The organism is Streptomyces sp. NPDC029122, assembly GCF_055569445.1.
The window spans coordinates 1-1,524 of the sequence record NZ_JBVHWK010000043.1 but is presented as its reverse complement, the minus strand read 5'-3'; the positions used below and the strand labels follow the sequence as shown (position 1 = coordinate 1,524).

2 protein-coding genes are annotated in these 1,524 nt (G+C 74.5%); both read right to left on the bottom strand.

Annotated features, from left to right (window positions below):
- Nucleotides 1-451: 451 nt before the first annotated feature.
- The gene (locus ACZ4WZ_RS32295; RefSeq protein WP_467896458.1) at nt 452-1,309 is read right to left on the bottom strand and encodes an oxidoreductase; all 858 of its coding nucleotides are present in this window, start codon (nt 1,307-1,309) and stop codon (nt 452-454) included.
- Nucleotides 1,306-1,524: SRPBCC family protein (locus tag ACZ4WZ_RS32290; RefSeq protein ID WP_467896457.1), on the bottom strand; the 219-nt coding region annotated here is incomplete at its 5' end. The genes ACZ4WZ_RS32295 and ACZ4WZ_RS32290, both read right to left, overlap by 4 nt.

Sequence of the window (1,524 nt, the reverse complement as noted above, 5' to 3'; positions counted from 1 at the left end):
ACCCCCTCTCCCCCCCCCCCCCCCCCCCCCCCCCCCCCCCCCCCCCCCCCCCCCCCTCCCTCTCCCCCCCCCCCCCCCCCCCCCCCCACGGCCAGCAGGGGCAGCGTCAGGTAGAACGCGACGGTGGCCAGGGCCAGGAACAGCCCGGGCCGGAAGGCCTCCGCCTCGACCGGCCCCGAGCTGTGCCACCAGGCATGGTCGCCGGGCTGCGGCGGAGGGGCCTCGGTCCGGCTGTAGACGGTCCATGCCACCGCGGCGGACTGGACGAGGGCGAGCAGACCCAGTGGCGCCTGCCGCAGCGGGGCGAACAGGCGCACCATGCCCGGAGCCGGTACCGGAGCCGGTGTCGGTTCCGGTACCGCCCCGCTCGCGGCGTCGCTCGGGGCGTCGCTCGCGACGGCGGCCGCCCTCCGGTGACCGGCGTGGGTCACCAGATCCTGCGCGAGCAGACTCACGACGCCGGCTCCTGGGGGAAGTCGGTGGTACGGGCCAGCGCCTCCCACTCCTCCCAGACGGCCAGCCGGTCCCGCAGCACGCTCGGCGCCAGGTCGGCGGCGCCGTTGCCCAGCAGGATGCGCAGCGGCGGATCGGCCGCGTCGACCAGCTTGAGCAGCGCCTCCCCGGCCTTGCGCGGATCGCCCGGCTGCAGGTGCGCGTAGGCACCCGAGAGGCCGTGCCGGCGCTTGGCCAGTACCGCGTCGTACGCGCTCTTGGGCGTGGCGCGCACCATGCTGCCCGCGCTCCAGTCCGTGCGGAACTCGCCCGCCTCGACCAGGGTGACCTTGACGCCGAAGCCCGCGACCTCCTGCGCCAGCGTCTCGCTGGCCGCCTCCAGCGCCCACTTGCTCGCGCAGTACATGCTGAGGTTGGGGTAGGTGGTGACGCCCGCGATGCTGGACATCTGGAGCAGGTGACCGCTGCCCTGCCGGCGCATCACCGGCAGCACCGCCTGGGTCACCCAGAGCGCGCCGAAGAAGTTCACGTCGAACTGGTCGCGGACCTGGGCCTCGTCGACCTCCTCGACCGCGCCGGCCAGGCCGTATCCGGCGTTGTTGAGCACCACGTCGATCCGGCCCGTCCGCTCGGCGGCCTCGGCGACGGCGGCGAACACCGCCGCGCGGTCGGTGACGTCGAGCGCCACGGGAACGACCCGGTCACCGTGGCGCTCCACGAGCCCGTCCAGCGCCGAAGCGCGGCGCGCCGTGGCGACGACGGTGTCGCCGGCCTCCAGGACGACGTCGGCGATGGCCTGGCCCAGACCCCGCGAGGCCCCGGTGACGAACCAGACCCTCGTCGGACGTCCGCTCATCGCCCGGCCCGCTGCTCGGCGTAGTTCTTGGCGTGGCCGAGGGTGGCGCGGCTGTTGGTGCTCAGCGCGGTGTGGACGTATTCCTTGGCGTCCTCGACCGTGGCCCCCTCACCCAGGATCGCGGTGATGTTCGCGGCGTTGATGGTGACCGTGTGCTGCGAGGAAGCCGCCACGCCCTCCTCGTTCTCCGCGAACGTCCAGTAACCCGTGTGCAG